Genomic DNA, 25,928 nt, shown 5'->3' on the forward strand with positions numbered 1-25,928 from the left:
ACGACCTTCGGGTTATGAGCCCGACGAGCTACCAGACTGCTCCATCCCGCATCAATAAACTGCTTGCACTCAACTTTCTGGTTCAAAGTTGGTGCGGAAGGGGGGACTTGAACCCCCACGCCCGAAGGCACTACCACCTCAAGGTAGCGTGTCTACCAATTCCACCACCACCGCAGCTTGTGGGACGCATTCTAGTCCTTCCAACTGCAAAAGGAAAGCCCTATTTCGAATTATTGACCCGTTTTTGGTGCATTTGGTGAAGTTTCAGGCGATGTTGTTTGAGCTGGTGCTGTTGTTTGTACAGTTTTCAAGCTATATGCTTCCGTCGTCTGTTTTTTCGCAAAAACAGCGAGAGTTAAACTCGTTACAAAGAACAATGCAGTTAAAACAGCAGTCAGGCGAGTAAGGAAATTACCCGAACCCGATGCACCAAATACAGTTGCTGCACCGCCGCCGCCAAAAGAAGCACCAGCATCTGCGCCTTTACCGTGTTGCACCAAAATCAATGCAATCATCAGTACAGCTAAAATAATATGTACAACAAGTACAAAAGAGTGCATACCCTATCCTCGTTATTTGCTTTGCGCGAAGGCTTGTACAATTTGATAAAAAGATGCTGCATTTAATGAAGCACCACCAACCAACGCCCCATTAATGTCTGGACATGCAGCTAATTCAACAGCATTTTCAGCTTTTACACTACCACCATATAAAATAGCAATATCTGAACCTACTGAAGTAAGCTGACATAAGCCTTCACGAATTTTAGCGTGCATCGCTTGTGCATCTTGTGGAGAAGCTGTTTTACCTGTACCAATTGCCCAAATAGGTTCATAAGCAATCACGACTTGGTTTTGCCATTGTTCAGCGGTCACTACCGGTGCAATATCACAAATTTGCTGTAAAACAACTTGCTCTGCCTGACCTTGCTCACGCTGTTCAAGACTTTCACCCACACAATAAATGACAGTCAAACCCGCATTTAATGCATTTTGGAGTTTCGCTTTCAAAATTTCAACGTTGTCGCCAAAAATATCACGGCGTTCAGAGTGTCCGACCAGTACGAAATTAATTTGACTATCTTTTAATAATTCTGCACTAACTTCGCCCGTATAAGCACCTGTACCTGCAACACGCGATACATCTTGCGCAACCGTATATACGGTTCTTGCAGCATCCTGCAATTGCGCCTGTACTGTTGTAAGTGCAATAGAAACAGGGGCAACGCCCACATGGCAGCTTTCATCTGCAATTTGGTTTTGTTGCAATAATTGTTTAAATTCTTCTATAAGTTGGTTGGCGTTAGCACGCATTGGATTCATTTTCCAGTTGCCAACTACCCAAGGCGTAATCGTCGTACCCGACATACTGCTCACCTTTCATCAAAAATGCAGCACATTCTACACGCATTTATACAAATTTCAGATACTTTTCTTTAATGGGATTACTTATATCTTTTCTACTCTTTGAAATTAAAAAAACTTTCTAAGGGTTCAAACTTAAACATTCTAAAAATTAATCTATAAAAACTTCGACTAGTTCAAGCTTTAACAGCCTGAGTAGGACTAGAGCAACATTTTATAAGGTAGTAATTTTACATAACAAAAGTATAATTTTTCATATACCAATTATAAACACATTAGCATAGGCAGGCAGATGTCAGCATTACATACATCTCCAAAATTTACGGGGTTTTTTCGGCGTTTAGTCGAAGAAAAGCATGTGTCGGCAGCGACCATGCAAAATGCATTAGATGCAGCAAAGAGAGCTAAGCAAGATACAGTCGCATATTTAATTGAAGAGGTTCATCTCTCCCCTTCTTTATTGGCTGAAACAATCTCTGCTGAGTTTGCTGAACCATATTTTGATCTAGATGTGTATGACACATCTCAGATTCCTAAAGATCTGGTCGATCAAAAACTGATTTTAAAACATCGGATTTTGCCACTTATTCAAAGAGGGCAAATTTTATATGTCGCGACCAGCAATCCAAGTAATATTGAAGCGATTGATGCGATCCGTTTTAACAGCAAACTGATGGTTGAACCTGTCATTGTTGAGCACCATAAACTCGAAAAAGTTTTAGGTCAGCATTTTGCAGAAGAAAGCAGTTTTGACTTTAATGATGAAGAGTTTGATCTTGATGTCAGTCTTGATGGCCCTACCACTCAAGAGGATGAAGAAGAAACACCACAAGGTGATGAAGCACCTATTGTTAAATATATTAATAAGTTGCTCATTGATGCCATTCGTATGGGTGCTTCAGATTTACATTTTGAACCATATGAAAAGTCATATCGGGTACGTTATCGTGTCGATGGCGTATTACGTCAAATTGCCAATCCGCCTTTACAACTTGCGAACCGTTTGGCATCACGTTTAAAAGTAATGTCTCAAATGGACATTTCCGAAAAACGTGTTCCACAAGATGGTCGTATCAAACTCAAACTATCAAAGACCAAAGCAATTGATTTCCGTGTGAACTCTCTTCCGACCTTATTTGGTGAAAAGTTAGTTCTTCGTATTCTTGACCCATCAAGTGCAATGCTGGGAATTGACGCATTAGGATACGAAGAAGAACAAAAAGCTTTATTTATGGAAGCTTTAGATAAACCACAGGGCATGCTTTTAATCACAGGTCCAACAGGTTCTGGTAAAACTGTATCTTTATATACAGGTTTGAATATTTTAAATACTGAAAGTTCTAATATTTCTACTGCCGAAGATCCAGTGGAGATCAATCTTGAAGGTATTAATCAGGTTAACGTGAACCCCAAAGTAGGTCTCACTTTTGCTGCCGCGCTTAAATCCTTTTTACGTCAAGACCCTGACATTATTATGGTGGGTGAGATTCGTGACTTGGAAACAGCAGAAATCGCAATTAAAGCTGCACAAACGGGTCACATGGTGATGTCGACGCTGCATACCAACAGTGCTCCAGAAACGCTAACCCGTCTACGCAATATGGGAGTTCCCTCTTTCAATATTGCAACATCAGTAAACCTAGTTATTGCACAGCGTTTAGCACGACGTCTTTGCTCTCAGTGCAAAATACCTGCTGATATTCCTAAACAAAGCCTATTAGAAATGGGTTTTACCGAACAAGACTTAGCACATCCAGACTTTCGCGTTTTTCAACCGGTAGGTTGTCCTGAATGTCGTGAAGGCTATAAAGGCCGTGTCGGTATTTATGAAGTAATGAAAGTTACACCTGAGATTTCCAAGATTATTATGGAAGATGGCAACGCTCTAGAAATCGCGGCTGCTTCTGAAAAACTGGGGTTTAATAATCTACGTCGTTCAGGTTTAAAAAAGGTGATGCAAGGCGTGACTTCCCTACAAGAAGTTAACCGTGTGACCAGTGAATAAGACACTATTTAAAATAAGGATAATCTGATGGCTGTCAAAAAGGCACAAATGATGCCGACTTTTGCTTATGAAGGGGTTGACCGTAAAGGCATAAAAATTAAGGGAGAACTGCCAGCTAAAAATATGGCTTTAGCTAAAGTGACCTTACGCAAACAAGGTGTCACTGTTCGAACCATACGTGAGAAACGTAAAAATATTCTTGAAGGTTTATTCAAGAAAAAAGTCACCACACTTGATATTACGATTTTTACCCGACAACTGGCGACCATGATGAAAGCTGGTGTACCACTGGTACAAGGCTTTGAAATAGTAGCAGAAGGTTTAGAAAATCCAGCCATGCGTGAGGTAGTACTCGGTATTAAAGGTGAAGTGGAAGGTGGTAGTACCTTTGCCTCAGCTTTAAAAAAGTATCCTCAATATTTTGATAATTTGTTTTGTTCACTTGTTGAGTCTGGTGAACAATCAGGTGCGCTTGAAACCATGCTAGATCGTGTGGCGATTTACAAAGAAAAAAGTGAATTGTTAAAACAGAAAATCAAGAAAGCAATGAAATATCCTGCAACGGTTATTGTGGTAGCGATTGTGGTGACCATTATTTTGATGGTTAAAGTCGTACCCGTGTTTCAGGATCTGTTTTCTTCATTCGGAGCAGAATTACCAGCATTCACCCAAATGGTCGTGAATATGTCGAAATGGATGCAAGAATACTGGTTTATTATGATTATCGCGATTGGTGCAATGATTGCCGCCTTTTTAGAAGCTAAAAAACGCAGTAAGAAGTTTCGTGACGGCTTAGATAAACTCGCGCTTAAATTACCTATTTTTGGGGATTTGGTCTATAAAGCAATTATTGCACGTTATAGCCGTACGCTTGCGACCACATTCGCAGCTGGTGTACCACTAATTGATGCACTTGAGTCAACCGCCGGCGCAACCAACAATGTCATCTATGAGCAAGCTGTCATGAAAATTCGTGAAGATGTCGCAACAGGTCAGCAACTTCAGTTTGCCATGCGTGTATCTAACCGTTTTCCTTCTATGGCTGTACAAATGGTTGCAATTGGTGAAGAATCTGGTGCACTAGACAGCATGCTCGATAAAGTTGCGACCTACTATGAAAATGAAGTGGATAATGCCGTTGATGGTTTAACTGCAATGATGGAACCTTTAATCATGGCAATTTTAGGGGTACTGGTAGGCGGTCTGGTTATTGCCATGTATCTTCCAATTTTCCAAATGGGCTCAGTTATATAATGCAAGATATTATTGCTTATTTTATTCAAAACTTAACTGCTCTTTATATTGCTGTTGCACTTGTGAGTCTATGTATTGGTAGCTTTCTGAACGTAGTGATTTATCGTACTCCAAAGATGATGGAGCAAGACTGGCAGCAAGAATGTCAAATGCTCCTCAATCCAGAACAACCGATTATTGACCATGAAAAACTGACATTAAGCAAACCTGCTTCCTCATGCCCCTCATGTCATCAATCGATTCGTTGGTATCAAAATATTCCTGTCATAAGCTGGCTTGTGCTAAGAGGAAAATGTGGTCATTGCCAACATCCTATCAGCATTCGTTATCCAGCCATCGAACTACTTACCATGCTATGTTCATTGGTGGTGGTTATGGTGTTTGGTCCAACTATACAAATGCTTTTTGGACTCATCCTCACATGGGTACTGATAGCACTGACCTTTATTGACTTTGATACACAACTTTTGCCTGATCGCTTTACTCTTCCTTTAGCTGCGCTTGGTTTAGGCATTAACACCTTTAATATCTACACCTCACCCAACTCGGCCATTTGGGGTTACCTCATTGGTTTTCTATGTCTTTGGATTGTCTATTACTTATTTAAAGTAATTACTGGCAAAGAAGGTATGGGCTACGGCGACTTTAAATTGCTTGCAGCATTAGGTGCATGGATGGGGCCATTGATGCTACCGTTAATTGTGTTATTGTCATCTTTATTGGGTGCAATCATTGGCATCATCTTATTAAAGTTAAGAAATGACAATCAACCTTTTGCTTTTGGGCCGTATATTGCGATTGCGGGTTGGGTTGCCTTTTTATGGGGTAATCAGATTATGAAAATTTATTTAGGAGGTTAAGATGGCTTTTATTCTGGGAATCACAGGTGGTATTGGCAGTGGAAAATCTGCTGCAACACAATGGTTCGAGTCCCAAGGAATTCAAGTCGTCGATGCCGATATCGTTGCGCGTGAAGTCGTTGAAAAAGGCCAACCTACTCTCCAAAAAATTCAGCAAACTTTTGGAGACTGGGTACTTCAACCCGATGGTAGTTTAGACCGCCGCGCCTTACGTGAATATATTTTCCAAAATCCAGAAGCGCGCCACACACTCGAAAAAATTACCCACCCTGCAATCCGTCAATCTATTATTCAACAGCTACAAAATCCTAAAAGTCCTTATGTGATTTTAGTTTCACCACTACTTTTTGAAACCAACCAGCATGAATTGGTTAATCACACCCTATTAGTTGATGCGAGCGAACAAACTCAAATTCAACGTGCAAGTCAGCGCGATGGGCAAAACCAAGAACAAATCCAGAAAATTATTGCTGCACAAATGCCACGCGAGCGTAAACGTGAACTTGCCAATGACATTGTGTTTAATGACGGATTACTCGAACATTTATATCAGCAATTAGAGCCTTTACATCAAAGCTATTTGAAGCGCGCCAACTAATCTTGCTTATTTTGCTGCTGAATCTTTTGTGCCAAGCTATCTTGCCTAAACCAACGCCAAGGCTGTAAAGCACCTATTCCCATACCTACTAAGCCCACCACAATCGATGGGCTTAATGACTCGCCAAGTAAAGGTACAGCTAAAATAGCAGCAATAAACGGCGCCAAAGTCACAATACTTCCCGTTTTAAAAGCGCCTAGTCGTTGAATGGCAGCAACATAAGTCAAAGTTGCGATAATAACGACAAATACACCGTGGAAAATGCCCTGTATCGCTAAATGAACAGGACTAACTTCCATAAAATGCTTAGGCAGAAATAAAGCATAGATGGGTAAATAGATAATTGCAGACCAAATCGCAACACTTGCCATAGAGTGCCATGCGGAAAGTTTCCACTGTTTAAGTAATACAGTGAAAATACCCCACCAAATCGCACTAATAAAAAGAAGCAAATCCCCCAGGCCAAAAGCAGAAGCATTACCTTGCAACATCAACACACTCATGAGAGCCAAGGCAGTGATCATAATTGCCAGACTCACCCATGTATGCTTATCAAATGGTTGTCTAAATAAAATGTATGCTGCAATTGCAGTACAAATTGGAATACAACCATTTAAGAAAATTGCAGCATGTGCAGCAGGGGCATAAAGAAACGCGGTGTAGACGGTAAGACAATAAATCACTCCACCAATGAGCGCCAAAATAACCGCATGCTTACTCCATAAAAAAGCGAGATCTTTTTTATAAATTAAGATAGGCATCAAAATTAGAAAAGCAATAGCAAAGCGCAGTGCAGCAATATCCCAAGCACTGATATGCCACTGTGCATTTAAACGGGCAAAAAGTGTAAACCCGCCCCAAATGCACATGGTCACCAATACAAAGAAATAACCTTGCTTACGGGGAGACATATTAAGACTGCTTTAAAACGAGAAAGGCAGCTCTATTATACCTCAGAACGCTGACGGCAAGCCTCATAAAGTGCCATACCTGTTGCCACACTCACATTTAGGCTCTGTAAATTCCCAGACATCGGGATATAAACTTTATGATCACACTGTGCCTGAGTAATTGGACGTAAACCCGTATCTTCAGCTCCCATCACGATTACGACTGGACCAGAGAAATCACATTTTTGAATTGGTAGTGCGCTTTCATCAAGCATGGTGCCAATCACACGTGTGTGAGTGGTTTCTTTTAGATGGGCTAATGTACGAGCTAAGTTTGTTACTTGAATGAACTTAACTTTCTCGGCTCCACCCGCTGCAACCTTACGAGCAGTTGGGGTCAAACTTGCTGAGCGATCACGAGGCACAATCACAGCCTGAACCCCCATTGCAGCGGCTGTACGAATACAAGCACCTAAGTTATGTGGATCGGTCACCTGATCTAATGCCAGCAATAAAGCATCTGGAGTTTCAGCCAAGATCTGATCCAGATCTTTTTCATTTAAAGTCGGGTGCGGACGTACTGCTGCCACTACACCTTGGTGGAATGGCAAGCCCGCAAGCTTTTCGAGGCTATCACGGCTTGCTTTTTGTACACTAATTCCAAAAGGCTCAGCCAATTGCAGAATCTTCTGCAAACGTTGATCGTCGCGCCCTTTCAATGTAAACAAGGTCAGCACGCGCTCCGGCTCAAGTTCTAACAATGACTCCACTGAGTGAACGCCATAATAATATTCCGGTTTTGCCATGCATGACCTCTAACAACGTTTAAGCAAAAAATAAAAATCCTGTAAAGCCAACTTCACAGGATTTCTTTGGGCATAGTGTACCCGATTTAAACAGTAATTTCTTAGCCTTCTAAGTGGCAAACATAATCGAGTACTTCATCAGTCTCGATTTTGAAAACGCTATTACCTGGTACATAAAATGATTGACCAGCACGGAACAATTCACTTTCATTGCTGTCTGCAATTTTAACGCGACATTCACCTGAAATAATTTCCATACGCTCAGGAACGTGTGTTTCAAATGTTAAAGGCTGCTCAGTCGGCAAAATAACACCTAATGTTTTTTTCGTTCCATCTTCAAATTGCACGGTATGGCTGATACATGCTCCACCAAAATAAACATTTGATTTTTTGATGACCGTTACATGATCAAATTGGGTTGAACTCATGCACACTCTCCAGATAATGCCGCATTTATATAAATTATGATGAATGTAGTTTAATTGTGCCTAAATAACTAATCAATCAGTTTTCATATGGATAGACTTGTAATTTCCACTGCTGTAACTGAATTTTTTTAGCAAAAGCGTGGGGTAAATTTACTTCAATATTTCGACTCTTCGACACTATTGCATCATATCTGCAAACTTCATCGTAATTTTCATCGAGTAAAACCCAATAAACTTTCTCTGCTGTTGGGTGAGTAACAGCAGTTGTAACCACTGGTGAACCATTATCCATGCCAACATGAAAATTGTCTGGGTCATTTTGCATTGAAGCTGACTCATAAACCGGAAAATCGGCACTATTTTCATCAAATTGCTGGCTATCATGTACGAGTACACTTTGTTTTAAAGTCGGCCAAATACAATAACGCAGATAATGTTGATCTATGACTCGATTGTCCGGATACCTTCCAGTGGCAACATAATCTTTGATATGTGCTTCAATATTATGAAAAATACCTGAGCATCCACCCCACATACCCGCCAAAATCAATTCAGTATGAGAGTAGCTATCTCTCATTAAATGAAACCATTCATCACTTTTGAGCCAAGCATCAACGGCAGCTTTCTCACGATAAGACACAATAGAGTCAGCATCACGTATCAAAAAGCGCTTAACGGTTGGATCATCCATAACTAAAAAGCGCCAAAATAAGCCGGATAATTGTTTCTGTGAGGTACTCACCTGTGCCACTTGTGCCCCATTTGCTTGTAAACGCTGCTGCACAAATTCAGGAACGGTATCATCTATATAGAACCGACAAGTCCATTCAGGGTATATCTCTTGAGCGAGCTTGGTATTTAAAATTGAAGTTTCACAGTAACGCGGATTTGCTCCAAATAAAGAAAAAGCAATAATGTTTTCTTGAGGATTGGAACTAAAGGGGACAGGCTTATGAGTGGATATATTTAAAGCAGGCTCATTCTTTGTGAGTTCTTTTTTTGTTGAAATAGCTAAACGTCCAAATTTAATCTTTTCTTCCTTTTTATTTAAATGATGGCAAACTTCAGTTAATCCATCATATAAATTTGTATTAACGTTAGAACCACTTGCTTTAATGGCTTGCATATAATGTTGATATGCATCGTCATAACGGTGTAACCGCAGCTCAGTATAAGCTAAATCAGATAATGCTCCTGGATGCTGTGGTACTAGATTTACCGCTTTTTTTACATGCTGATAAGCTTTGGCATAGTCGCCTTGTGCAGCAGCCTGTTTAAATGCATTAAAATGCTGATTTAAAATTTTATTCATTTCAGCAGGATTAATTTTTTTATGGCGGTTCATCATTCCTATTGGTGCTTTCGGTAAGCTTAATGTTTTTTTCATTGTAAAGATCCGCAATCTTGCTGTTCTATTATTTCAGTTAGAATAATAGATCACTTGTAGCAAATTCAAAACTTCTCTATCTTTAACCCATAATTTGGCGCGTTGGATGCGTTTATGCTCACACATTTAACTTTAATCAATTTTGCATTAGCTGATCATTTAGCTATTGATATAGAACAAGGATTTAATGTTCTAACAGGTGAGACAGGTGCCGGAAAATCATTATTACTGGATGCACTTTCTGCCTGCTTAGGGGAACGTACAGATACAAATTATGTCCGCTATGGTTCGGACAAAGCGGATATCACCGCTGTTTTTACTTATCAGGACAATAGCCCAGAAGCAAAATGGTTACAAGATCATGAACTAGATGATGACTCTGGGGAAATTCATTTACGTCGTGTTATTTTCGCAACTGGTCGTAGTAAAGCATGGGTCAATGGACGTCCGAGCAGCCTCTCTGAGCTTAAAGAATTAGGGCGTTTATTGGTTCAATTATATAGCCAGCACAGCCAACAACAGCTACTTGAACCACCTTATCCAAAGCATTGGTTAGACCGTTATAACAATTTTTATGTCGAAGCAAACGATGTTCGTGAGGCCTATAGCACGTGGCAACGCACAATTCGTTTACACCAAGCGGCTTTAGATGCTCAAGCAACACGTCTACAACGTATTGCGACCTTAGAGCTACAAATTGAAGAGCTTGAAGAGGTTATTCAAACCGATTACAAAGAAATCGAGCAAGAGTTCGATCGCCTCAGTCATCATGAACATATCATGCAAGATTGTAGCTATAGCCTGAATGCGCTTGATGAAGCTGAGCAAAACATTACTCAAGAAATGTCATCGATCATTCGCCGTCTAGAATCTCATGCGGGGCGTAGTGAACAGCTTTCTGAAATTTATAATTCTTTACTCAATGCTCAAAGTGAAATTGATGATGCCACATCAAATTTACGTCAGTTTATTGATCGCCAAAGTTTTGATCCTGAACGAATGGAAGAACTGAACTCTAAGTTGGAAGTTTTCCATCGTCTAGCACGTAAATATCGTACTCAGCCAGAGACACTTAAAGAAGAATATGAAACTTGGCAAAATGAGCTTGAACAGTTACATCAACTTGAAGACCCAGAAACTCTTGCAGAACAAGTAGAAAAGTCACATCAAGAGTTCTTAGACAAAGCCCAGCATTTAGACAATATTCGTCGTGAAGCAGCTATCCCACTTGCCAAACAGTTAACCGAACAAGTAAAACCTTTAGCGCTACCTGAGGCTCACTTTGAGTTTAAGTTTGAACCATTAGAGCAACCAAGCTCAGAAGGTCTAAGCTTCATTCAACTTTTATTTACTGCCAATAAAGGCATACCACCACAACCATTGGCACGTGTGGCATCGGGTGGTGAGCTTTCACGTATTGCACTTGTTATGCAAGTGATGAATGCTGAAAAGACCGAGGCAGAAGTTTTGGTATTTGATGAAATTGATGTCGGGATTAGTGGTGGTACAGCTGAAGTGGTTGGTCGTTTACTTGCCGATTTAGCTCAGCATGTCCAACTGCTATGTATTACTCACCAAGCACAGGTCGCTGCACAATCTGACCAACATTTGTTAGTTAAAAAGCAGCAAACTGATCCGGCAAGCAGTACCATTGTACAACTCGATGAAAATCAGATTATTTCTGAGTTGGCACGTATGTCAGGCGGTGTTGAAATTAATGAAACAACCTTGCAGCATGCCAAACAATTACGCCAACTTAAATTTCAAGCTTCTTCAAATTAATAAAGAAAATGAGAGAAAAAGATTGGCGAAATCCGATTAACTCTTGTATGTTGATAAAAAGAACCTATATAGATAAAAGGGTCGAGAGACCCTATAGCGACATTTTTTGAGGGAGAACCGCTTAGGTGACCAAACAATATATGACTCACCGTTGTCTGATTGCCCCGCCAGAAATGGCAGATGACTTTTTTGCAAATACTGTAATTTATCTTGCCCGTCATGACGAAGAAGGTGCTCAAGGTATTATTATCAATCGCCCTGCTGGTATCCAAATTAAAGAACTACTCAATGATTTAGACATTGATGCAGACAATGTAAATCCGCATGAGGTTTTACAAGGCGGTCCTTTACGCCCAGAAGCTGGCTTTGTCCTTCATACTGGCCAACCAACATGGCACTCTTCCATTGCTGTGGGTGAAAATGTCTGTATTACCACCAGTAAAGATATTCTCGATGCAATCGCACATAATGAAGGTGTTGGTCGTTACCAAATCGCACTTGGTTATGCGAGTTGGGGTAAAAACCAGTTAGAAGATGAAATCGCTCGTGGTGATTGGCTTATCTGTGATGCCGACATGGATCTGATTTTCAACTTGCCGTATGACGACCGTTGGGATGCAGCCTATAAAAAAATTGGTGTAGATCGCACATGGCTGGCTTCTGAAATCGGACACGCTTAATGACTGCAACACAATCAAAATCAATTATGGCTTTTGACTTTGGCACCCAAAAAATGGGAATGGCGATAGGTCAATCTGCAATTGAAAGTGCTAATCCACTGCCGTTATTTGTGATGAAAGATGGGATTCCCAATTGGGACCAACTTTTAAAAATTGTGAAAGAGTGGCAGCCGGATTTGTTCATTGTGGGTCTTCCATTAAATATGGATGATAGCGAGTCAGAACTTTCTACACGTGCACGTAAGTTTGCAAGACGTTTACGCCATCAAACCAATATTGAAACGTGGATGGTAGATGAGCGACTCACTACACGTGAAGCAAGAGAAGAGCTGGGCTTTTACCAAGAACAAGGCCGTGCAAAGAAGTTATCAGCAGATAGTTTTGCCGCAGCTTTGCTGATTCAAAGCTGGTATCGCAATCCTGTTGGCTTAACGCCATAAAATAAAAAAGCATGTTTTACACATGCTTTTTTATTGAGTTTAAAAACTTAAGCTTTTTATTTTTCAATAATATGTACTGTCGCAGTACGGCCAGATACAAACGCCAACTGATTTTTTGGTGCTTCGTCTAATACAATTTTTACAGGCACACGCTGTGCTAAACGAACCCAGCTAAAGGTTGGATTTACGTTTGCAAGCAGTTTAGAACTACTTGAACGCTCGCGGTCTTCAATACCCGATGCAATACCTTGTACATGCCCTTTAATTTTCTGACTATCACCCATTAATTGCACACTTGCCTGATCACCAATATGAATACGGTCTAATTTTGTTTCTTCAAAATATCCCACAACATAAAGCTGTTTACGATCGAGCAATGCTGCAACTGCTTGTCCCACTTGAACATAGTTACCAGGACGCAAATCAAAGTTAGAAAGTGTTCCATCTGCAGGTGCAACAACAGCCGCACGGTGCATGTTGAGCTCTGCTAAATGTAAGTTACTTGTTGCTGCTTCAACCAGTGCCTGCTGCTGTTTAATAGTGGCTTCAGCTTGTTGAATCGCAGCTTGGAGTTGCTCATGTTCCGCATGTGATTGATCGCGGGTTGCAAAGACCTGATCTTGTTCTTGTTTAGAAATCGCGCCATCCATTAAGTTTGAATAACGGTTTGCATTTTTCTCGGCTAACTTAATGTTCGTGCTCGACTTAATCAAGTTTGCTTTGGCTTGTGCTAAACCTGCTTGTGCCTGAGCATATGCCGCTTTTGCTTTTGCCAAATCAGATTTTGCTTGCTCTACATCTAAAGCTCGGCGAGAGACATCAATTTTAAAAAGTACCTGACCTTTTTTGACAGTCTGGTTATCTTGAACCAATACTTCCGTTACAAGTCCTGCTACATCTGAAGAGACCTGAATAACGTCACCACGAACTCGACCATCACGTGTCCACGGAGCTGCATTATAGTAGTTCCATAAATGCACAATGGTATAGACCGCAATCATTAATGCGACAATCAAAATCACTGGACGGATGACTTTTTTCAACTCCAATTGATTCATTTTACTCACCTAACTCAATCTTTAATCTGGCAATCATCTTTAAGCACCTAACCCAACAAAAATTTGGTGTATCACCAAAAGTAGTAAAAGGTAAAAACACAAATTGAAAATGCTGGGTAGTGCGATCCAGCCTTGTGCAATCCATTTGTTAGTTAGAGGACTTAACAAGCGGAAACATATATATGCAAATAAGGCTTGGACGAGCAAAGCGGGCACGTAAATACCGTAGACATTAAACTCACCCATGCGCTGTGGCTCCTGTAAGCGTACGATTTGCATTCATTTGGTTTGATGAAACATGACACATGCTATAAGCAATATTATTTAGCGAAATAAATAATCTTTGGCGCAAAGTCATATCTTCAATATTTGAAGCAAGTTGTTTAAGTTCAAACAAGGTCTGATGAATGTGCTGTACCAATACATCACTTTCATCTTTTTCATTTTCTTTGGCTCTAAACAGCTCATCTAAATCTTGTTGCAAACGGCCAATGTGATGAGCTAGTTCTGAAGATGGCTGAAGCTGATTTGCTAACTCTTGAAGTCGGCTTAAATCAACAATCGCGCTTGATTCAACCAATGCTTGATGAATCGATTTTTTAATCTCTTCTGACTGAACCATCTTGGTATTTAAAACACCTACACGGTCTAACATCGCACGTAAATGAACTTTGAATTCAATACCATAAGGGATATAAATCGCTTGACGCATTGCTCGATAATGTAAAGCCAGAATACGATTTGCGCTGGTATCGGGTGACATGGCACGTACGACATCTATCACAATGAGAGACACCAATACCCCCATGACCATACCAAATGAACTATCTAAGTAAGACACTGCATCCATACTATAAGCATTGTGCAAGTTCAGACCCATCATGGTATTAATACCCAACACCATGCCCACTGGCATGAGTGCTTGATTCGCCATCATAGAAACCGCAAATAAGAACATCGGTAACAAAACGAGTCCCAGTTCCCAAAATGTGGTGACATGAGGGAAAACACCAAAAGCATAAATAAACACTAAAACAGCCGATGCTACACTGCCCCATATAAAAATACGTAAGACAGGAACAGGGTTATCTAAGGCAGTTAAAATACAAGCAGTTACGGCCCCAATCTGTGCCATCATAAATCCAGCTTTCCAGCCAGACAGAATCCACACACCTGTCACAATAAATGTAATGAGTACCGCACTAATACCACCTCTGACGGCTACGCCATGATCTCGGTGCAAACTTGGATATTTAGTCGTCATTGGGGTAATGTTATCTGGAATCTCTTTATTACCCTGCTTGATGCGTTGCCATAAAACTTTTACAGCTAAAACATTACTAATAAAGTGGCGGACATCCATTTTCATGGCAGCCAATAGCACTTGTTGATGTTCAGAAGCCGAGTCATTTAAGTTCAAAAAGTCATTTTCAAACTCGTCAGGTAACTGCAAAACATTTTCATCAGTCATCTGGTCTTTTTGTTCAAGAAAATGAATCACATGACCTGAAAGCTGTTTTAATTTGTCTGAATGACTTTCAATAAAATGCAGTTCTTGTAACTGTTTAATTCGTTCAGATAAGGCAACCAAATTTGCAACCACCATCGACATTTGATGGAGCATTTCTTGCAAAGGCTTGGTCATGCCATGCAACTCACCTTTTTCATAGCTCAAGTGAACTGCTAAAGCATGAATATCGGTGGTATCACGAGTAATCGCAGCCAAAAGCTGTGTATTGTTTTGCTGTTGATCTGCATTTAACAAGTTTGCAAACAGGTTCTCTGTATCTTTGAGTGTTTTGGTTACACGCTGCTTAATTGCCGAACCAATATGCATGGGCAAAATAGTTGCGGAAACCACGGCACTCGAAATCACACCAATTGAAATCTCAAGTACACGCGCCAAAGCGATATCAAAAATATTGTACTGATCAATATAAGTAATCGCGTTATATGCAATCATTGCAGTTGAATAACCCGCCAGCATAAATGCATAACTACGAGGAGTTCGGTCGAGTAAGGATACATAAAGCGCAAAGCCCACCCATAGTGACAATACAACCGTAAATATCCACGGCGTATTAATCAGATGAGGTGTTATTGTTAACGCAACAATGGCACCACCCACCGTGCCTAAAACACGATAGACACACTTAGAAGACACCATACCCGAATAAGGGTTGGCGATAATTAGGACGGTACCGATCGACCACATTGGATTAATCAGGTCTAATTCAAACGAAACAAATAATGCCAACATGCCGGCAATAAATGTCTTTATTGCAAAAATTAGATCAAGCTTACTCGGGCGAAAAGCCAGTATTTGCTTTAATAACATGAACTCATCTCAAATACAGATTTGAACTGATGAGCATGCTCCTCAGTGTCCCCTTGCCTTTTAAAAAGACAACACGACTTTGTCATTTGCCTTATAGACAAATGATTTAATGAGAGCATCCTTCAATACAATGATTTTTCCTACATCTTTGCATGATGTGCCGAGATGATTTCAGATTGGCCGCTATTTATACGACCAAGCTTAGGAAAGGAGAGACATCGAAAAAGTCGGCAGAGTAAACCAATTTCTCGATTAGATATTTTGTTGCACAATTTTTTCAAATTAAAGTGATTTAGTCAACTAAAATATCTTCATTTGATAATTTGATATGTTTTTAGTTAATCATATATGATGTGCGAATCAAGAGAACTTTTCTGATTCTGAGCGTAAAATATTTAAATCAGGTAGTTATCTTGGAATTGAGACAAAGCTTCAATTTTTCTGTTATAAGAACTCAAGTGTGACCCGTTTATTAAGGATATGAATAAGACATCATGGCAATTTCAAGTTTTGGCAAAATTTTAACCGTACTGGATTTATTTTCAGTTTCACGACCAGTGATTAATGTCGATATTATTTGCGAAGAACTTGGCTTGTCTAAACCGACCAGCTACCGTTATCTAAAAGAACTCGTATCGGCCGACTTATTAAAACGTATTAATGGTACTTCTGGCGATTACACTTTAGGCTCAAAAATAGCAGTTCTTGACTATGTATCAAGAACAACAGATCCATTGGTCCAAATCAGTACGCCGTTTATGCGCAACATTGTTGAACGCACTGAACTTTGCTGTTTACTCACCTATTTAAATGATGACTACTGTATTGATATTCATCATGAAATTTTCAAAGATACTGAATTACTTTCGTATGGCCGAGGCTGTCCACGCCCGATTTATGTTGGGGCATCACCAAAAACAATGGTGTCACATTTAAGTAAACAGCGCATGCATGACTACTATGAACGTTTTAAACCTGAACTGTCGCAGTCAGGGTTTGCTCTAGACGAACCAAGCTTTATTCAACGCATGCGTAAAATAAAGAAACAAGGCTTCTATTTCTCACAAGGTGAGATTGATCCTAATGTTTCAGGCCTTGCCGTACCCGTTCGTTTTTCGAGTAAAGAAGTTCCTTTAGCGTTAACGCTAGTGGCATCCAAGAACCGTTTTGATTTTTTAAATATTCAAAAACTGATTGAAATTTTGCAAGAAAATGCTGGATTGATTGAGCAGCGTTTTATGGAACTTTCAGAAAAAGGTGAGATCTAAAATAATATTTTTGATAATTTAAAGTTTTCTTACACTTTAGAGCATTGAAAATATCTAAACATTCTCATATTATGATTTTAGCACCTATTGATGATTCTTTTCATCAGCAGCTCATCAATAGAAGGCTCTCCCTCAGAGGAATAAGCTCATGCTGCCATCATGGGCTTTTTTCTTGCCTAATTTTTAGCAAAAACTTATGAAAACTTGAACTGACGAAAAGTCAGATTAATACGTGGCTGTAAAATTTTTGTCGAACGATTTAAACGGTGTTGCCAATATTGTTGAGTCTCACCGCGCATCACAATGAGTTGACCTGGCTGTAACCACATTTCAACTTTTTCTTTGCTTTGAATATGCCTAAAAGAGAACTTTCGCGTTGCTCCAAAACTTAAGGAAGCAATTGTAGTAGTTCTGGCTAAGGACACATCCGAGTCACTATGCCAAGCCATTCCTTGCGTTCCATCTTCATAAAGATTGGCTAAGCAAGAATTAAATTTTTCTGAAAGTATCTGCTCTACTTGCTGTTTTAGTTGGGCAAGTGCTCTGTCCCACGGTAAAGAATCACGAAAGACACCAGAATATTTATACCGATAATGCTCGTCACCATACCAAGCGACTTTACGGGGAGTAATAAAGTGCTTGCCGTATAACTTCGCTTCATCATGTCGCCACGCCAGATGTTGGTACAAATAATGAAAATATTGCTCGGCTTCTTCGGCACTTAAAATACATCCGTAGTCCTGAACTTCGCCATCATACGGTAATAAATTTGTACAAGGTTCTGGAGAAAATAAATCTAGTGTCATGCAATCTCCCCTTGCTGCTTAGCCATCTCTCAAGCTAACAATGCCATTTTACGCCCTTTTTGCCAATGATATTTATTAACCACACCAATTGCGAGAGTCATTCTATTCTGGCACTTTGCAATAAAAAAAGCCTTTCTCAAGGAAAGGCTTTTTAGAATCTTATTTGGGTTTATGGCTGCTTTAGATATGGCCACGCGGCTTTTAAATAAATAAACATTGACCACAAAGTCAGAATGACTGCGGTATATAACAAAGCATAAGCCAGCATTTCTAAAGGCTGCCAATTCAGTAGGAATACACTAATCGCAATCATTTGAAATGCGGTTTTATATTTACCTACAGTTGACACTGCTACACTGGTTCGCGCACCAAGTTCTGCCATCCACTCACGTAAAGCAGAAACAGTAATTTCCCGTGAAATAATAACAATTGCAGCAAAAGCCATCGCAATGGTAGGTTTCCACTGCACTAGAACAATAAGTGCAGCTGCGACCATCAGTTTATCTGCAACCGGGTCTAGGAATCGGCCAAATGCTGAAGTCTGGTTTAACGTTCGTGCTAGATAACCGTCAAACCAATCGGTTACGGCAGCCAGCACAAAAATTGCAGTCAAGATAATATGACGAGTCATACTTCCTACATGCTCACCAATACCTATTGCAGGCGGCCAATATGCAATCACCAAAAATACAGGAATAAGCGCGATACGCGCCAAAGTTAGGATATTTGGGATATTCAGGATTCGCCCTGTGGTCATAAACACCGCCAATTTAGTCTTCACGCATCTTTTAACAGACAAAGACACATACTTCAATATTGTATCTATCTGTAACAGCCACTTTATACGAAATATGTGAATCGAGAAAGTGGATTGCTTAGGTAAATACCGTAACAGTTTGCCGCAAAATTGCAATTAAATGATCACTTTGGTCCCAAAGATATGCATATTCTGTGGAATACCCCTCAGCTGCATGTTCTGTGACGACTTTATATTTAAACCAGTCACACAATTGATGCTGGACTGGGTTCATATAAGTAATATGCCATGTTAAAGAACTTGCAGGCGCAACTTGCTTAAACATGGGCAAAACACCCGGCGGCCAAATATCCATAAATCAGGCAATGTTAGTTGACGATTTTCATGTTGCTTTGGGGAGAACCTTGACCAACCACCAAAGTCCGGATGTTCACTTGCTGTCACTGGATAATTACCCTCAGCCCAACAGACTTCGAAATGCTGAAAGCATTCAGGCATATGTTTGGCAAAAGGAATAACAAATAAATTTTCAGGCTGCACATATACAGGAGCAACGGGTTCTTGTTTTACCTCAATACTCGATACACGAGGTGCCCCAAAACTTGCGACCAAAATGGTTTGTACTGCACCATCTTGCCATAAACGTGTCTCAAGCGTAGTGACTGACTTCCCTTCTCTTAAAATTTCAATAGTCAATCGGGCAGAACCTTGCTGTACAGGGCCCACAAAAGTAACACTACAACTTAATAATCTTTTATTTGAATCTTGGATGTGGGAGCATGCTTTTTGCATTAATAGCCCAGCAACAAGGCCGCCAAAAACCGTTCGACCCTGTAACCACCCTGCGGGTATATCAATCCATTCATTTTGTTTTACATCTTCAAATAGCTGTAATAATGACATGCATATCCCTAAGTCATGTGCGTGATTAGGAAGTATCTTTCATTATTTTGACCATCATGTGAATGGTCATGATGCTATTAATTTATGAGCGCTTTTGTCACTCAAATTTTAAATACAAGACTACTCATGCAAAATTTTATAAATCGTTCTTGCCATCACTTCACCTAAGCCCGGCACTACTGTTAATTCTTTTTCCGATGCTTTTAACACACCTTGAATCCCACCAAAATGTGTTAATAAATCTCGACGGCGTTTAGGTCCTAAGCCCGGAATTGCTTCTAAAACTGAGGTGCTACGACGCTTATCACGCTTAGCGCGGTGTTTGGTAATCGCAAAACGGTGAGCTTCATCACGTACCTGTTGAATCAAATGTAGGGCTTTATGATCTTCAGGTAACTGAGTTTTTGTGCCATCAGTAAAATGAAGCGTTTCAAGTCCCGGTTTACGCCCTTCACCTTTTGATACACCAATCATGAAAGCCTCAAGTCCAAGTTCTTGCATAACTTCCATTGCCATATGAAGCTGGCCTTTACCACCATCAATTAAAAGCAAATCAGGCAGCATCGCCTTTTTATAGCGACGCGTTAAAGCTTGTCGCATCGCAGCATAATCATCGCCCGCAGTAATATCTTGAATGGCAAATTGTCGGTAGTCACGTTTACGCGCACCGCCTTGGTCAAACACCACGCATGATGCGATCGGCGCTTCGCCCATGGTATGACTAATATCAAAACATTCGATACGATCAATTGGACGGCCAACCACCTGCTCAAGCTGGTGGAAACGCTCATTGAGTTCTAAATGGTTACTCAACTGCCCTTTAATTGCATGCTGAACGTTCATTTCGGCAAGTTCTAACCATTCAGCACGTGTTTCTCGTACACTGCTCTTAATCTGGACTTTCTTTCCAAACTGCTGTGCTAAGGCTTCTTCCAACTCTTTACGATCAGGTAAGGCAGTATTTACAATCAGTTCACTTGGTACTTCATCGGCAACCTGAAAGTAAAAGTTTGCCATAAAGTCACTTAGCATTTGACCAAGGTCATCACCTAACATGTCAGGGAAATAGCTTTTACCTCCCAACATACGTCCGTTACGTACATGCATAATCTGCACACATGTCACGCCAGCCTGATAGGCAATTGCCAAAATGTCAGCTTCACCTTTTACTTTGAAAACAGCTTGTTGCGCTTGGACTTCACGGAGTAAAGATAACCGATCCCTATAAAAAACAGCTTTTTCAAATTCAAGATCCGCCGCTGCCTGCTCCATTTTCGCAATCAGCTCTTGGTTTAATTCTTTGGTGTCACCTTGTAAGAATCGAATACTGTTATTCACATCTTCTTTGTAATCTTCTGGTGAGACCAAGCCTACACACGGAGCCGAGCAACGCTTGATTTGATATTGCAAACATGGACGCTTGCGCTGTGAGAAGTAACTATTTTCACACTGACGGACATTAAAAAGTTTTTGTAAAACCAGTAAGGTGTCTCGGGCACTATAAGCACTTGGATAAGGCCCAAAGAATTTACCAATTTGGTGCTTACCTTTGCCACGCCCACTGGCAATTCGTGGATACGGTTTATCTGCCGATACAAAGATATAGACGTATGACTTGTCGTCTCGCAACATGATGTTATAAGGCGGACGATGTTGTTTAATTAAGTTTTGTTCTAAAAGCAGCGCTTCAGTTTCTGAACGCGTGACAAGCGTTTCAATATCATAAATTCGCGCAACTAAAGCCTGAGTTTTCGGATGCTCAATGGTTTTAACAAAATAGCTCGACACCCGATTTTTTAGGTTTTTTGCTTTGCCCACATATAACAACTCACCATCTTTCCCTAGCATTTTATAAACGCCTGGAAGCTGGGTCATATGGGCTAAAATTTTTTCAATATGAGGACGAGCGTTTTGATTCACTATTGGCATGCATGGCTTAATACTGAATACCTAATGTGATGTTTTCATCCTTACTTTTCAAGTGCTTTACTGTGCCAGAACCTAAATTTGACAAGGGATGACGAAATAGACCGACAAAGTATGTCGTAGGTCTTTAAGAATCGAGACGATAGTAACTGTACTTCACGTCTTTTTCTTTATACACCGCATAGGTTTTTTGACGAAAATCTGAGAACCAGCCATTCCCAGTATAACCAGCAATATGTCCGTAGGTATGACCACTGGTACGTTCAATAATATAGATATCGCCTTCTTGAGGACGGTTGAATGCTGGTTTGATTTTCTTATAGCCGTTCTTTTCTAGAGTATGCCCCCAGTCAGATGCAGCTACTGGATGCTTTGAAACATCTGCACCTGCAGCCTGTAAAGCAATACGGATATTCTTGGCACATTTTTCTTTACTGTGCTTTGCTGACATGCTCTCAAGTTTGCTTGAGAACTTATGCAGATCGATATTTTGGTCTTCTACTTTATGCCTTTTAGAAGCCAATCGGCTATGCTTTTTAGTCTCAGCCGAAGCTTTGTTTAACATCGCTTTCGTTTTTAAGTCACCCTGAGAACTTTCTTCTTTTCTCAATTTAATGTGGTGAACATGTGCATGAGCTACGTGATGAGCATGAGCCATTTTGAAACCTACTTCCGCTAACCAGTCTTCGAAAAAACGGAGCAATTGTAGAATCAAAATTATGCGTTGGCTTTTAATAGTTGTAACAAATTGCCAGCACTGTGAAATGGGTCACAAAAAACAATTTATCAAATTTATTCTATAAAAAAATCCCTTTCGAGCTTACTAAAGATTGGTCAATCCCATCTATTTCAACACGATTGACCTAGCACTTATGGAGAATTTCAGATTAGTTTAAATTATTTAAATAAACTGTTCGCTCTGCAGTTTTTTGAATAAAGCACTGTGTATATTGCATCTCCTGATTTTGCTTACGCATATCAGCAGTCCAATAATCGGATTGCTTTTGGTAAGTTTCTAAGTCCTTTTCAGGAATTTCTTCCACACTTTTTTGTGCCAGTACTTTACATTCAACATCACGTTTTTTAAACCAGTCCGATTGATCTTGTTTAAATTGAGTTTTTTTCTCAGCGCTCAATTTATCCCAAGTCAGATTTAAGCGTTCCACTTGCTTCGCTTTGTCGCTATCTAATTCTTTTTTACGAACATCCATGGCTTCTTGAGCCAAAGCAGTCTGCTCTTCATTATTTTGTTCAGACATTTGTCTATTTTCTTCAATATTTTCGTCAATCAACTCATTTTCTTTAACATAAGCCGCATATTGCACAGCTTTAGTGGCAACAAAAACCAATCCTTCAATCACAGTGTTTTGACTTGGTAAATCAAACACCAACCCCTCTTTATCTGTTTTTGTGATGTTATAGAAAAATTCACCTTTCAATTGATCATTTTCAAGAGTCAAAGATGATTCATTATCCGAAAAATAGTCATTCAGCGTCTGTGATTCTTCATTAGAGTGACGCAGTTCTTCAACATATGCTTTTTCCGCACGTTTTTGTAAACCTTTAGGAAATGAAACAACTAACTGGCTTTCACAGCTGAGTTGTGTATTTTTTTGGCTTTCATCTTCTAACGGTAAAGTGCGAATATTTTTAATTTCAAACTTCAAACCTTGATTAATTTTATTAAGAATATCAGCATCAACCTGATATTGACTTTGTCTTAAGCTACGTTCGATTTGCTTCAAATATTCTTTTTTCAAAGAGGTTTGAATCTGATTTAAATTGTCAGGATGCGTACAGCTCCAATCCGAAATTGCCTCAACTTTTTCTGTTTTTGATTTTGGCTCTGGCTTAGATTTACCACATCCAGTTAATATTACTGCTGCACTGAATGTAGTTATTACTAAAGCTTGTTTCATCACCGTATTCATTTATATTCCACGCAAATTTTTAAAATTTATTAAGTACAAGAAAGGCATATATTTACCAGTCGCATTATCATCCCAATAATTAATATAAAATTCACCTAAAATTTTAAATAAAATACTCCCCACGCTAATAAGCATCGTTTTAAATGCATAAAAATAAATCTAAATTATTTAAATAATCACAATAAAAAAACGCCCTTTCGGGCGCTTTAATTAAAATACATATGGTCGCACAAAAATCAGGAAGAAAATCCCAAGCATGAGGAACCATTTCAAGAAGTAATATAACTTACGGTTTTTAGCTTTTAATGCTTTTGCTTTAATACGAATTTGGTACACATAGCCAAATGCTTTATTTAAACCACCCGTTTGGTCACCTGTTTCATTCGGTGAACTTGCAGCAGTCATCACGTTACGACCAAACCAATGATTAAAACGTTCCATCCATTTCACTTTCATTGGACGCTCAACGTCTGCAAAGAAAATAATACGGTTTTGATCAGTCTTATTTTCAGCATAGTGAATATACGTTTCATCAAACACAACGCTTTGACCGTCACGCCAAGAGTATCTTTCACCATCGACATCAATAAAACAACGATCATCATTTGGTGTAATCAAACCCAAGTGATAACGAAGTGAACCTGCGTATGGGTCACGGTGTCTAACCAAGCGGCTATCAGGAGCAAGTTCGGTAAACATTGCCGCTTTAATGGTCGGTAATGTTTTCAGTAAAGCTGTCGTTTTTGGACAAAGCTCAGCTGCCGAAGGATGGCTCGACTCATACCATTTCAGGTAAAAACGTTTCCAACCTGTTTTAAAGAACGAGTTGAAACCTAAGTCGTTATAGGTACTCGAAGCTTTAATCCCGCCTTGGTCATATAAAGCTTTCGCTTCATCTCGAATCATTTCCCAATTTTCATCTAACACTTTTAAATCTTTAAAGTGTTGAGTGTCGATATAAGGCTGATTCGGTACCTTTGAAAAGATGTACATTAAAAAGTTAATCGGTGCGAGCAAGGTTGAATGGTCAAAAAATTGACGATAAAACGAGTGACGCACTTTGCCGCGATGTTGGATATACAATGCAGATATTACAAAAATCGCTAATACGATCCACTTAATCATATAGTTACTCGCATTTAAGCATCTTTAAAAATACTTCGAAGGAATTTAAAATTGGAGAAATAATAACAAACTCTCGAAGAAAATTCAGACTCATATGAGTAACTATTATTTTTATCAAAAAAAAATCTCAAGAACATTTATTCTTGAGATTTCTTAAACTCAGATTTTAAATTAATTTTGATAAGGTTTCCAATTTAACGCATTCAGAGAAACAAGTGCGTTTGCAGCAGTTTCATTATAGACATAACAACCTGATTTCAATTGTGCAATTCTTAACTGAGCAAAACGGATGCGTTGGGGATCATTGGCATTTTTTAGGTATGTTTCCCAATGCTTAACTTCTTGATCAGCAGTCCAACCAATATTACTTGTATAACTTGCTGTGTATGGCTTACCTTGATATTGCACCGCAACACTATCGCTCGCATCAAAACCTAGACTAGTATCATAAATTGTAGTCCACTGAACTGTTTGCCATGTTCCTTTAACTGCTTTATAAGTAAAGCCGAATGGATTAGTTTGATTCAAATAATTAAGGTACGAAGCATTGTCAGCATCGAACTCGTCAAAACTCTGGTTAATTTCATAATCTTGACCGACATTGAATGCAAAAGACTCTTGATTAGATTTTTTTGAAATTAAACGATAGCAACTACTTCCGTCAGGAAATTTATTCTGTCCATAAGTATTAAGAAATATACGTCCATTAGTTGTACTTGCATCATTTACTGGAAAGCCTACTGCTCGATAACCCGGTAAAACAGCGTCAAACATATTCTGACCAGAAAGATTAACTCTCTGAAGTTTCCAATCCTCTTTAACATCACCAATAAGATCCAGTGTCCAATCCGTTAGCGAATTAATATTCATCACATTAATCGCTCTATCAGTTGGCAAATAGAGTTTTTTCTCTGTGAGCAAGTACTCACCTAAAGCTTGATTAGAAGATCCATCTGTTGATTTTTTATTGAATATTTCAAAATAAGAAATATTTAATGCGTCTGTTTCATTCGCATTGTAATCCATAAAATAGTAACGACTTCCATTCGCTGTAGAATCTTGTGATGCACTACTTTGATCGTTATTTACGGAATTATTATCACTAGAACCACCACCGCCACACGCACTCAACATCATTGGTAAGATGGCTAAAATCATAAACTTATTTTTTAACATAATATTACTTTGTCTAACATTTTTATAACACAAAGTTTATCCAAAGATAAAAAAATAGACAACCCTTTCTGTCTAATAATTCACAAAGTATATTAATTTCCATTAGCAGTTCAAAAAACCAAGGCTATTCAACCGTCTTTATTATT

At 39.5% G+C, this 25,928-nt stretch carries 24 protein-coding genes, 1 tRNA gene and 2 pseudogenes; 8 read left to right on the forward strand and 19 right to left on the reverse strand.

Annotated features, from left to right (window positions below):
* Positions 1–89: 89 nt before the first annotated feature.
* From RMA95_RS09660 to tpiA, 3 genes are all read right to left on the reverse strand, one after another.
* Positions 90–174 (reverse strand) — tRNA-Leu (locus RMA95_RS09660).
* Between the two features lie 56 nt (positions 175–230).
* Complete coding sequence (gene secG, locus RMA95_RS09665; protein WP_002156913.1) at positions 231–560, reverse strand: preprotein translocase subunit SecG; 330 nt, start codon at positions 558–560, stop codon at positions 231–233.
* Between the two features lie 12 nt (positions 561–572).
* Positions 573–1,367, reverse strand: coding sequence for a triose-phosphate isomerase (gene tpiA, locus RMA95_RS09670; protein WP_311070287.1), 795 nt, complete (start codon positions 1,365–1,367; stop codon positions 573–575).
* A gap of 289 nt (positions 1,368–1,656) precedes the next feature.
* Here tpiA and pilB point away from each other — a divergent pair, with 289 nt between their 5' ends.
* From pilB to coaE, 4 genes are read left to right on the forward strand one after another with little or no spacing between them, the layout of a single operon-like run.
* Positions 1,657–3,369 (forward strand): type IV-A pilus assembly ATPase PilB, encoded by a 1,713-nt coding sequence (gene pilB, locus RMA95_RS09675; RefSeq protein WP_311070288.1) that lies wholly within the window; start codon positions 1,657–1,659, stop codon positions 3,367–3,369.
* A 27-nt stretch (positions 3,370–3,396) separates the two neighbouring features.
* A complete protein-coding gene (locus RMA95_RS09680) occupies positions 3,397–4,623 on the forward strand; it encodes a type II secretion system F family protein (protein WP_311070289.1) in 1,227 nt (408 codons plus the stop codon).
* Entirely contained in the window at positions 4,623–5,483 is an 861-nt protein-coding gene (locus tag RMA95_RS09685; RefSeq protein ID WP_311070290.1) for an A24 family peptidase, read from the forward strand. Before RMA95_RS09680 ends, RMA95_RS09685 begins: the two co-directional genes overlap by 1 nt.
* Position 5,484: 1 nt before the next feature.
* Complete coding sequence (gene coaE, locus RMA95_RS09690; RefSeq protein ID WP_311070291.1) at positions 5,485–6,081, forward strand: dephospho-CoA kinase; 597 nt, start codon at positions 5,485–5,487, stop codon at positions 6,079–6,081.
* Here coaE and RMA95_RS09695 read toward each other — a convergent pair.
* The 4 genes from RMA95_RS09695 to RMA95_RS09710 form a co-directional block, all read right to left on the reverse strand.
* On the reverse strand, positions 6,078–6,992 hold the full coding sequence (locus tag RMA95_RS09695) for a DMT family transporter (protein WP_311070292.1): 915 nt from the start codon (positions 6,990–6,992) through the stop codon (positions 6,078–6,080). The genes coaE and RMA95_RS09695 overlap by 4 nt on opposite strands.
* 35 nt (positions 6,993–7,027) lie before the next feature.
* On the reverse strand, positions 7,028–7,777 hold the full coding sequence (gene rlmB, locus RMA95_RS09700; protein WP_311070293.1) for a 23S rRNA (guanosine(2251)-2'-O)-methyltransferase RlmB: 750 nt from the start codon (positions 7,775–7,777) through the stop codon (positions 7,028–7,030).
* A 101-nt stretch (positions 7,778–7,878) separates the two neighbouring features.
* Positions 7,879–8,205, reverse strand: coding sequence for a pyrimidine/purine nucleoside phosphorylase (locus RMA95_RS09705; RefSeq protein ID WP_000099685.1), 327 nt, complete (start codon positions 8,203–8,205; stop codon positions 7,879–7,881).
* Positions 8,206–8,281: 76 nt separating this feature from the next.
* Positions 8,282–9,592, reverse strand: a complete 1,311-nt coding sequence (locus tag RMA95_RS09710) for a tetratricopeptide repeat protein (protein WP_311070294.1) — start codon at positions 9,590–9,592, stop codon at positions 8,282–8,284.
* A 114-nt stretch (positions 9,593–9,706) separates the two neighbouring features.
* Here RMA95_RS09710 and recN point away from each other — a divergent pair, with 114 nt between their 5' ends.
* The 3 genes from recN to ruvX all read left to right on the forward strand — a co-directional run bounded on the left by recN (position 9,707) and on the right by ruvX (position 12,494).
* Positions 9,707–11,374: a DNA repair protein RecN gene (recN, locus tag RMA95_RS09715; protein WP_311070295.1), complete on the forward strand. Its 1,668-nt coding sequence runs from the start codon at positions 9,707–9,709 to the stop codon at positions 11,372–11,374.
* Between the two features lie 125 nt (positions 11,375–11,499).
* Positions 11,500–12,054: a YqgE/AlgH family protein gene (locus tag RMA95_RS09720; protein ID WP_001979301.1), complete on the forward strand. Its 555-nt coding sequence runs from the start codon at positions 11,500–11,502 to the stop codon at positions 12,052–12,054.
* A complete protein-coding gene (ruvX, locus tag RMA95_RS09725) occupies positions 12,054–12,494 on the forward strand; it encodes a Holliday junction resolvase RuvX (protein WP_000127528.1) in 441 nt (146 codons plus the stop codon). The genes RMA95_RS09720 and ruvX overlap by 1 nt, the downstream gene beginning before the upstream one ends.
* A gap of 56 nt (positions 12,495–12,550) precedes the next feature.
* On the opposite strand, the gene RMA95_RS09730 is transcribed toward ruvX, so the two are convergent.
* Genes RMA95_RS09730 through RMA95_RS09740 form a run of 3 tightly spaced genes read right to left on the reverse strand, consistent with a single transcriptional unit; the run spans position 12,551 to position 15,890 of the window.
* Complete coding sequence (locus tag RMA95_RS09730) at positions 12,551–13,552, reverse strand: HlyD family secretion protein (protein ID WP_174723304.1); 1,002 nt, start codon at positions 13,550–13,552, stop codon at positions 12,551–12,553.
* Between the two features lie 39 nt (positions 13,553–13,591).
* On the reverse strand, positions 13,592–13,798 hold the full coding sequence (locus tag RMA95_RS09735; RefSeq protein ID WP_263612794.1) for a DUF1656 domain-containing protein: 207 nt from the start codon (positions 13,796–13,798) through the stop codon (positions 13,592–13,594).
* A complete protein-coding gene (locus RMA95_RS09740) occupies positions 13,791–15,890 on the reverse strand; it encodes an FUSC family protein (protein WP_311070296.1) in 2,100 nt (699 codons plus the stop codon). Before RMA95_RS09740 ends, RMA95_RS09735 begins: the two co-directional genes overlap by 8 nt.
* Positions 15,891–16,384: 494 nt before the next feature.
* On the opposite strand from RMA95_RS09740, the gene RMA95_RS09745 reads away from it, so the two are divergent.
* Positions 16,385–17,158: an IclR family transcriptional regulator C-terminal domain-containing protein gene (locus RMA95_RS09745; RefSeq protein WP_311070297.1), complete on the forward strand. Its 774-nt coding sequence runs from the start codon at positions 16,385–16,387 to the stop codon at positions 17,156–17,158.
* Between the two features lie 194 nt (positions 17,159–17,352).
* Here RMA95_RS09745 and RMA95_RS09750 read toward each other — a convergent pair whose 3' ends face one another.
* The 9 genes and pseudogenes from RMA95_RS09750 to RMA95_RS09790 all read right to left on the reverse strand — a co-directional run bounded on the left by RMA95_RS09750 (position 17,353) and on the right by RMA95_RS09790 (position 25,782).
* A complete protein-coding gene (locus RMA95_RS09750; protein WP_311070298.1) occupies positions 17,353–17,964 on the reverse strand; it encodes an alpha-ketoglutarate-dependent dioxygenase AlkB in 612 nt (203 codons plus the stop codon).
* A gap of 169 nt (positions 17,965–18,133) precedes the next feature.
* Positions 18,134–18,721, reverse strand: a complete 588-nt coding sequence (pgsA, locus tag RMA95_RS09755; protein ID WP_002156973.1) for a CDP-diacylglycerol--glycerol-3-phosphate 3-phosphatidyltransferase — start codon at positions 18,719–18,721, stop codon at positions 18,134–18,136.
* Positions 18,722–18,839: 118 nt separating this feature from the next.
* Positions 18,840–19,624: pseudogene (locus RMA95_RS09760) on the reverse strand (thioesterase family protein).
* 120 nt (positions 19,625–19,744) lie between these two features.
* Complete coding sequence (uvrC, locus tag RMA95_RS09765) at positions 19,745–21,544, reverse strand: excinuclease ABC subunit UvrC (protein WP_311070311.1); 1,800 nt, start codon at positions 21,542–21,544, stop codon at positions 19,745–19,747.
* Between the two features lie 133 nt (positions 21,545–21,677).
* On the reverse strand, positions 21,678–22,208 hold the full coding sequence (locus tag RMA95_RS09770; RefSeq protein WP_263612788.1) for a CHAP domain-containing protein: 531 nt from the start codon (positions 22,206–22,208) through the stop codon (positions 21,678–21,680).
* Positions 22,209–22,437: 229 nt separating this feature from the next.
* A complete protein-coding gene (locus tag RMA95_RS09775; RefSeq protein WP_263612787.1) occupies positions 22,438–23,481 on the reverse strand; it encodes a lysozyme inhibitor LprI family protein in 1,044 nt (347 codons plus the stop codon).
* Positions 23,478–23,604 (reverse strand): annotated as a pseudogene (locus RMA95_RS09780) (hypothetical protein). Before RMA95_RS09780 ends, RMA95_RS09775 begins: the two are co-directional and overlap by 4 nt.
* Before the next feature lie 87 nt (positions 23,605–23,691).
* Positions 23,692–24,606 (reverse strand): lipid A hydroxylase LpxO, encoded by a 915-nt coding sequence (lpxO, locus tag RMA95_RS09785; protein WP_004699120.1) that lies wholly within the window; start codon positions 24,604–24,606, stop codon positions 23,692–23,694.
* A gap of 171 nt (positions 24,607–24,777) precedes the next feature.
* Complete coding sequence (locus tag RMA95_RS09790) at positions 24,778–25,782, reverse strand: hypothetical protein (protein ID WP_311070299.1); 1,005 nt, start codon at positions 25,780–25,782, stop codon at positions 24,778–24,780.
* Between the last annotated feature and the right edge of the window lie 146 nt (positions 25,783–25,928).

The organism is Acinetobacter sp. V110_1, from assembly GCF_031798975.1.
Lineage (GTDB): Bacteria > Pseudomonadota > Gammaproteobacteria > Pseudomonadales > Moraxellaceae > Acinetobacter > Acinetobacter nosocomialis_A.